The 7983-nt window shown below is 58.1% G+C and carries 7 protein-coding genes; 5 read left to right on the top strand and 2 right to left on the bottom strand.

The window, feature by feature from the left end; translation table 11 throughout:
- Positions 1 to 187 precede the first annotated feature (187 nt).
- Positions 188 to 1996, bottom strand: coding sequence for a translational GTPase TypA (gene typA, locus CDA63_RS08030; protein ID WP_088463929.1), 1809 nt, complete (start codon positions 1994 to 1996; stop codon positions 188 to 190).
- Positions 1997 to 2239: 243 nt separating this feature from the next.
- Between typA and msrB the strand changes: the two genes are divergently transcribed.
- The 3 genes from msrB (at position 2240) to CDA63_RS08015 (ending at position 4224) form a co-directional block, all read left to right on the top strand.
- On the top strand, positions 2240 to 2815 hold the full coding sequence (gene msrB / locus CDA63_RS08025) for a peptide-methionine (R)-S-oxide reductase MsrB (RefSeq protein ID WP_088463928.1): 576 nt from the start codon (positions 2240 to 2242) through the stop codon (positions 2813 to 2815).
- Positions 2816 to 3006: 191 nt separating this feature from the next.
- Positions 3007 to 3807, top strand: coding sequence for a DUF3050 domain-containing protein (locus CDA63_RS08020; RefSeq protein ID WP_088463927.1), 801 nt, complete (start codon positions 3007 to 3009; stop codon positions 3805 to 3807).
- Between the two features lie 72 nt (positions 3808 to 3879).
- Entirely contained in the window at positions 3880 to 4224 is a 345-nt protein-coding gene (locus CDA63_RS08015; RefSeq protein WP_088463926.1) for a hypothetical protein, read from the top strand.
- 131 nt (positions 4225 to 4355) lie between these two features.
- On the opposite strand, the gene CDA63_RS08010 is transcribed toward CDA63_RS08015, so the two are convergent.
- Positions 4356 to 4979 (bottom strand): hypothetical protein, encoded by a 624-nt coding sequence (locus CDA63_RS08010; RefSeq protein WP_088463925.1) that lies wholly within the window; start codon positions 4977 to 4979, stop codon positions 4356 to 4358.
- A 218-nt stretch (positions 4980 to 5197) separates the two neighbouring features.
- On the opposite strand from CDA63_RS08010, the gene CDA63_RS08005 reads away from it, so the two are divergent.
- Together CDA63_RS08005 and metG are read left to right on the top strand one after the other, a co-directional pair.
- Positions 5198 to 5653 carry a hypothetical protein gene (locus tag CDA63_RS08005; protein WP_088463924.1) on the top strand — a complete coding sequence of 152 codons (456 nt, stop codon included), beginning with the start codon at positions 5198 to 5200 and terminating at the stop codon, positions 5651 to 5653.
- A 201-nt stretch (positions 5654 to 5854) separates the two neighbouring features.
- A complete protein-coding gene (metG, locus tag CDA63_RS08000; protein WP_088463923.1) occupies positions 5855 to 7903 on the top strand; it encodes a methionine--tRNA ligase in 2049 nt (682 codons plus the stop codon).
- Positions 7904 to 7983: the final 80 nt, after the last annotated feature.

Raw genomic sequence — 7983 nt, 5'->3', positions numbered from 1 at the left:
GGGCAGCAAAGGTGCTAAGCGCGCCCACTGCGCATCAGTTAATAACGTGCGGTCTGCATTCATGCGTAAAGCTACTGCTGATTGAGAACTCGCCCTAGCGGAGCCAATGCAGCCTACGAAAAAGGGGCCCGACTTGCGCCGTGCCCCCCTTTTCTGTAAACGAAGTGTGAACTCCGAAAAACGAAACCTAATCGACCTTTTTAGCGAAGCGCAGACGCTCATTCTCGTCGAGCAGGATCTTACGCATCCGGATCGACTTGGGCGTTACCTCCAGGTACTCATCCTTCTGGATGTATTCCATGGCTTCTTCCAGCGAGAACTGACGCTTCGGAACAATCTTGGCGTTGTCATCGGTACCCGATGCACGCATGTTCGTGAGCTTCTTGCCCTTCTGGATGTTAATGGTCAAATCGTTCGGGCGGGTGTGCTCGCCGATAACCTGGCCAGCGTACACCTCTTCGCCCGGATCAACGAAGAACTCACCGCGGTCCTGCATCTTATCGATGGTATAGGCCGTGCCCATACCCGTGTCCATCGAAATCAGCGAGCCGGCAATACGACCTGGAATCACACCCTTATGCGGCTCGTAGGCCGAGAAGCGGTGGTTCATGATGGCCTCACCGGCGGTGGCGGTTAGCACGTTGTTACGCAGGCCGATCAGGCCCCGGGCCGGAATGTTGAACTCCAGGTGCTGCAGGTCGCCCTTGGGCTCCATGATGGTCAACTCCCCTTTGCGCATCGTTACCAGCTCGATTACCTTACCGGCCGTCGTTTCGGGTACGTCGACTACCAAGTGCTCGATGGGCTCCAAGCGGTGGCCGTTATCATCTTCCTGGAACAATACCTGCGGCTGACCAACCTGCAGCTCGAACCCTTCGCGGCGCATGGTTTCAATCAGTACCGACAAGTGAAGAATACCGCGGCCGTACACCAAGAAGGTGTCTTCACGGTCGGTTTCCTTTACGCGCAAGGCCAGGTTTTTCTCGGTTTCCTTGAATAGGCGGTCACGCAAGTGACGCGAGGTCACGAACTTGCCTTCCTTACCGAAAAAGGGCGAGTTGTTGATGGTGAACAGCATGTTCATCGTCGGCTCGTCGATGCTGATAACTGACAGACCCTCGGGGTTCTCAGCGTCGGCCAGCGTATCGCCGATGTCGAAGCCTTCGATGCCGGTTACGGCGCAGATTTCGCCCGAGCTAACCTCCGAAACCTTGGTGCGACCCAGGCCTTCGAAAACTTGCAGTTCCTTGATTTTTACTTTTTTGATGGTGCCATCGCGCTTCACAAGGCTCATGTTAGCGCCTTCCTTCAGCGTACCGCGGTGTACCCGGCCAATGCCAATGCGACCCACGAACGACGAGTAGTCGAGCGAGGTGATCTGCATCTGGGGCGTACCTTCCAAGGTAGGAGCGGGGGGGATAGAAGCCACTACGGCGTCGAGCAACGGAATGATGCTGTCGGTTTTTACCTTCCAGTCAGTGCTCATCCAGCCCTGCTTTGAGGAGCCGTACAGCGTCACGAAGTCCAGCTGGTCTTCGTTGGCACCGAGGTTGAACATGAGGTCGAAAACCTGCTCGTGCACCTCGTCGGGCCGGCAGTTTTCCTTATCGACTTTATTTACCACCACGATGGGCTTCAGACCCAGATCGAGGGCTTTGCCCAGCACGAAGCGGGTCTGGGGCATGGCACCTTCAAAGGCATCGACAAGCAGCAATACGCCGTCGGCCATCTTCAGGACCCGCTCCACCTCGCCGCCGAAGTCGGCGTGACCGGGGGTGTCGATGATATTGATTTTTACGTCCTTGTAACGTACGGATACGTTCTTGGAAACGATGGTGATGCCCCGCTCACGCTCCAGGTCATTGTTGTCGAGGATGAGGTCGTCGAACTGCTGGTGTTCGTCGAACAGCTTCGAGGCGTGAATGATCTTGTCCACGAGCGTCGTCTTGCCGTGGTCAACGTGGGCGATGATGGCGATATTCCGAATGTTCTGCATACAATGGGTTTTCCGGGCGCAAAGGTAGGGAATGTTTGGCGCAAAATCGTGGGCGTAATTAATTGTTGCTGAGTAAGCAATAAAGCCGGCCCGTAACGGGCAACTGGCTGGGCTGCTGGGGCTCCGGGAGAAATAGCGCCCAGCTGGCCCTGGGGTGGGCGACCGAACCGTTGTCGGCTTCCGTATGTTATTCCGTCGTCGGCCCCTGGGGTCGGCCTTACTTCACCGAATCAATTTTCTGCCATGCGCTCCTCCTTGCTTCTCTTGCTGATTTCCGCCGCCACGCTCAACACCGCTTGCTCCCAGCAGGCCAGCTCCCGCGACGCCAAAATGGATGCCGCCGACACGGCTCCGGCCATGACCGTGGCTTCGCGCACGGCCGAGCAGTATCCTAAGCCCCAGCCGACCACGGGCAAGCCCGGCGAGTTTCCAATACAGAAAACCCAGGCCGAGTGGAAAAAGCAGCTCACGGCCGAGCAGTTCTTCATCCTGCGCGAGCAGGGTACTGAGAAGCCCTTCGCAAACCCCTTCTGGGACAACCACGAAAAGGGCAACTACTACTGTGCCGCCGACCACAACCTACTTTTCTCCTCCGAAACCAAGTTTGAGTCGGGCACCGGCTGGCCTAGCTTCTGGGCCCCGGCCACTAACGCCAGCCTCAAAGTAACCTCCGATAACAGCTACGGCATGAGCCGCGACGAGCTGTTGTGCGCCCAGTGCGGCGGCCACCTCGGCCACGTTTTCAACGACGGCCCCAAGCCCACCGGCCAGCGCTACTGCATGGATTCATACGGCATGACATTCGAGAAAGCGAAATAAGGTGTCAGTTGCTGGTTGTCAGCATCGCATATCACACTGACAGCTGACCTGCTTCTGTTAAACGGCCCACTGGCAATCCAAGCCGGTGGGCCGTTTCGTTTGTTACAACCCCATAGCGCCCTAGTACGGTGCATTTTGGTCTTTTTTCATTCCTCACCTGCCGCTGGCAGTTGCAAGCTTGTTGTTCGTTTATGTCAACTCAAACCCAAGTTCAGACCGACCCGATTACCGACCTTCAGGCGGCCTTGGCGCCAGCCCGGGAGCAGCTGGTGGCCCACGGGGTATATCAGTCGCTGCATTCGTTGGCCGATTTGCGCGTGTTCATGGAGCACCATGTATTTGCCGTCTGGGATTTCATGTCGCTGCTCAAGGCACTGCAACGGGAACTGACTTGCGTGGAGCTACCCTGGGTGCCCCGCGGCAACCCCGCCACTCGCCGCCTCATCAACGACATTGTGCTGGAAGAGGAAACGGACCTCGACCCCGAAGGCCGGCCCTCCAGCCACTTCGAGCTGTACCTGCGCGCCATGCGCGAATGCGGGGCCGACACAGCGCCCGCCGAGCGTTTGCTGGCTGCTTTGGCCCAGGGCGCGACGGTAGCCGAGGCCCTGGAAGCCGCCAACGCGCCCGCTTCGGTGCGCGAGTTTGTGCTCGATACCTTCCGCATCGTTGCATCGGGCCAGCCCCACGCGGTGGCCGCTGCCTTCACGTTTGGGCGCGAAGACGTGATACCCGACATGTTCCGCCACCTCGTGCACGATCTGCGCCAGCGCTTCCCCGGCCAGCTCGACACCTTCACCTACTACCTCGACCGCCATATTCAGCTCGATGAGGAGGTGCACACGCCCCTGGCTCAGCAAATGGTGCGCGACCTGTGCGCCGACTCGGCCCAGCGCTGGGCTGAGGCCGAAGCTACGGCCGTGCGCTGCATGAAGGCCCGCGTGGCCCTCTGGGACGGCATCCGGGCCGACCTGCAAAAAGGGGCTGCCTGAGCCAACTTCGCGCCCGACCCATCGTTAGCAGAAGAGCCGACCCGCACCGGGCCGGCTCTTCTGCTTTTTGCCATGACTGCTCCCATACTTTTTCGCCTACTACTGCCCGCCGCGCTACTGTTGGGCGGTTGCACTACGTCGCAGGAAACGGCCAACGAGGAGGCCAGCGTCCGCCGCGTGCCCAACCGCATCCTGACCGATGCCGACCGGAAGGCTGCTTATAACAGTAACGCCGCTTATAACGGAGCCACGCCCGATGCCACGCCTAGTCGCGTCCGGCTCAACAACCAGGCGGCCGGCATCAACTCGCAGAAAAACCCCGAGACCCTCAACACCGACGACAACAACACCGTCACGCCCGAAACCCGCCTGCGCCGCGTGAAGGGTGCTCCCGCCGATACAATGCGCCTGCCGTAAAGTAAGAAGCGCGCCGTCTGGTCGCCTAAAAAACTGCTCCCCGGGCCACTGCTAGCAATAGTAGCGGCCCGGGGAGCAGTTTGGTTAATGGGCCTGGCTTTCAATCAGCACCACATTTCAACGGTCGAATCTTAGGCGTCGGCTTCTGAAGTCGCGCTTTCGGCCGCGAGGCGCTTGGTAGCCGATGCGGCGGGCTTCCTGGTTCTAGATGTCGAACGGCCGGTGGCTGGCGTTTTGGCCGCAGCAGATTTGGCAGCTGGTTTGGTAGCCGGAGCAGCCTTAGTAGCCGATGCACCCGTGGGCCGGGTGCGAGGAGCCCGGGTACGAGCGGGCTTGGAGGCTGGCGCGGCTTCCGGCTCGGGGAGCGAGGCGGGGTCGGCGGTGGCCGAGATGCTGTCGGAGGCCGCCGGGGTGCCGGTTTCGTGGTGGCGCACTATCGTGTGCAGGGCCTGCTCGAAGAGGTGGTCCAGATCGGTGTCGAGGCTTTTGGTGGCATCCTTCACTACTTCCTTCAGCTTGGCTTTGGCCTCCTTCCGAATGCGCTTTACTACCTCGTTGATGCGGCCATCGAGCTCCTTCTGCAACTGCTTGGCAGCCGTTTTTAGTGCTTTCTTCTGGCTGTTTTTCTTGGTCGACTTCTGGTCGCTGAGCGCCGCTGAAACCGACTTAGTGGCTTTAGCGGCCTTGGCCTGGGCTTTTTTGGCGGGGTCCTTCACGGCTTTCGCCTTTTTGACGGATTTAGACGATTTACTCATATGCTGGGGCAGAATTTAAAGGGAGAAAAGTAGGGCGCTTAGCAAGATTGTGTTACTTATTACGCATGTAACATAAATCAAGTCTATCATAGAAATGGAAACAGAGAGTAGAGAGTAACCGTAACTGCTGTTCATACCGGAGATTAGTAAGAGTTTGGTATAGAATTTGAATAATCCGGAATGTACAAAATTAATCCTCACTTTTTCCTGCTTTGATCATGAAAAATCTATTTAAAAAAGCTGCCCCGTTCCTGCTGTTTCTCGGCCTCAGCTTTGGTTCCCAAAACGTATTCGCTCAGAAGCGCATTGCTGCTGCCACCCAACAGGGTAACGGTGCTTATGTACAGAAGGTCGACCGAAATGTATGCATCACTAACTCGCTGTTAGGTATTCCGAATCTTGAAGGTGGTTGTTTGACTATGAACCAAGACAAATTCTTAGTTACGCCTTCTGGTAATGCTATGTCTGTATGGACTGGTACGGTAAGCGAAGCGAACCGTCCTGCTACGCGGCTTGTGTATAATTCGACTTGGACAGAAACCAACAACGACGGAGTAACGCGCACTTATGATACCGTTGCCGTAACGGAGCCGGATGGCTCTGTTAAGCTTAGCTTGAATGACAAAGACAAGGGTAAGTCCAACGGCCGGAAAAACGGCCGGGGTAAGAACTAAGTAAATGAAAATTGCCATTAATGGCAGATGATCCAGATTTCGAATATAAAAGGTTCTACACGCGAGTGTGGGACCTTTTTCGCTTCTTATCATGCACAGGAAACGGCTGGTAATCCGGATTATCTTTATCTCCTCGTTCCTTTGTAGTGCAGAACTGTGCTGTCAAGGCCACTCTATATTCTTGAATTCTTTTCTTTCCCTATGTCCGAATTACCCCAACGCTACACCGTCACGGCGGCCCTGCCCTACGCTAACGGCCCCGTCCATATCGGCCACCTGGCCGGCGTGTACCTGCCCGCCGATATCTACACGCGCTACCTGCGCGCCCAGCAGCGCGACGTGAAATTTATCTGTGGCTCCGACGAGCACGGCGTGCCCATCACCATCCGGGCCCAGAAGGAGGGTGTCACGCCCCAGCAGGTTGTGGATAAGTACCACACGCTCATCGGCGACTCGTTCCGCGACTTCGGCGTGTCGTTTGATATTTACTCCCGCACCTCTTCGGAAACCCACGCCGAAACGGCCAGCGACTTTTTCTTGAAGCTGCACGCGGACGGCAAGTTCATCGAACAGGTGTCGGAGCAATATTATGACGAGCAGGCCGACCAGTTTCTGGCCGACCGCTACATCGTGGGCACCTGTCCCAACTGCGGCAACGACAACGCCTACGGCGACCAGTGCGAGAAATGCGGTACTTCGCTTTCGCCAACGGAACTCATCAACCCGCGCTCCATGCTTTCGGGCAACCACCCCGTGCTGCGCGAAACCAAGCACTGGTACCTGCCCCTCGATCAGTATGAGCCCTGGCTGCGCGAGTGGATTGTGGAAGGCCACAAGCAGGACTGGAAAGCCAACGTGTATGGCCAGTGCAAATCCTGGATCGACCAAGGCCTGCACCCCCGCGCCGTAACCCGCGACCTGGACTGGGGCGTGCCCGTGCCAGTGCCCGGTGGCGAGGGTAAGGTGCTCTACGTATGGTTTGATGCGCCCATCGGCTACATCTCGGCCACCAAAGACCTGCTGCCCGATGGCGCCTGGGAGCCTTACTGGAAAGATGCCGGCACCAAGCTGGTCCACTTCATTGGCAAGGACAACATCGTGTTCCACTGCATCATCTTCCCGGCGATGCTCAAGGCCCACGGCGACTACATCCTGCCCGATAACGTGCCCGCCAACGAGTTCCTGAACCTGGAAGGCGACAAAATCAGCACGAGCCGCAACTGGGCCGTGTGGCTGCACGAATACCTGCAGGATTTCCCCGGCCAAGCCGACGTGCTGCGCTATGTACTCTGCGCCAACGCCCCCGAGACCAAAGACAATGACTTCACCTGGAAGGACTTCCAGGCCCGCAACAACAACGAGTTGGTCGCCAACCTCGGCAACTTCGTGAACCGGGCCGTGGTGCTGACCCACAAGTTCTTCGCGGGCCAGGTGCCCGCCGCGGTAGGCTTCACCACCGAGGACGAGGACGTGCTGCGCCAGCTCGGCGAGTTTCCGGCCCGCATCGGGGAGCTGCTGGAGAACTACCGCTTCCGCGACGCCCTGAACGAGCTGATGAACCTCTCGCGCCTCGGCAACAAGTACTTGGCCGACCAGGAGCCTTGGAAGCTCATCAAAACCGACGAGGCCCGCACCGGCACCGTGCTACACGTTTCGCTGCAGCTGACGGCCGCATTCGTCACGCTGCTCGAACCTTTCCTGCCCGAAGCCGCTGCCCGCTTGGGCCGCATGCTGAACACCGAAAAAGGCACTTGGCCCGAAGCCGGCCGCCCCGACGCCCTGCCCACCGGCCACCAACTGGCCGAAGCCGCTCTGCTGTTCACGAAAATCGAAGACGCCACCGTGGAAGCTCAAGTTCAGAAGCTGCTCGACACCAAGAAAGCCAACGAGCTGGCCGCCGCCGTTTCGGCCCCCGCCAAGGACGATATCAGCTTCGAGCAGTTCCAGACGATGGACTTGCGCATCGGCACCATCGTAGCCGCCGAGAAGGTTGCCAAAACCAAAAAGCTGCTCAAGCTAAGCGTGGATCTGGGTTTCGACGAGCCCCGCACCATTGTATCGGGCATTGCCGAGCACTTCCTGCCCGAAGCGCTGGTAGGCCAGCAGGTACAGGTACTGCTCAACCTCGCGCCCCGCGAAATCAAGGGCATCCAGAGCCAGGGCATGCTGCTCATGGCCGAAAACGCCGATGGCGTACTGTCATTAATGCAGCCCAGCAGCGCCGTGCGGCCGGGTAGCTCGGTGGCATAAAGGCTGAAAAAAGGAACGTTACCCTGAGCGCAGCCGGAGTCGAAGAATCTCTACCATCGTTGTGTTGTAGTATCAACGAT

The sequence above is a fragment of the Hymenobacter amundsenii genome, from assembly GCF_002204745.1.
Taxonomy (GTDB): Bacteria; Bacteroidota; Bacteroidia; order Cytophagales; family Hymenobacteraceae; genus Hymenobacter; species Hymenobacter amundsenii.
Note: the sequence above shows the minus strand (reverse complement) of the source record. Positions and strands in the feature narration are given on the sequence as shown.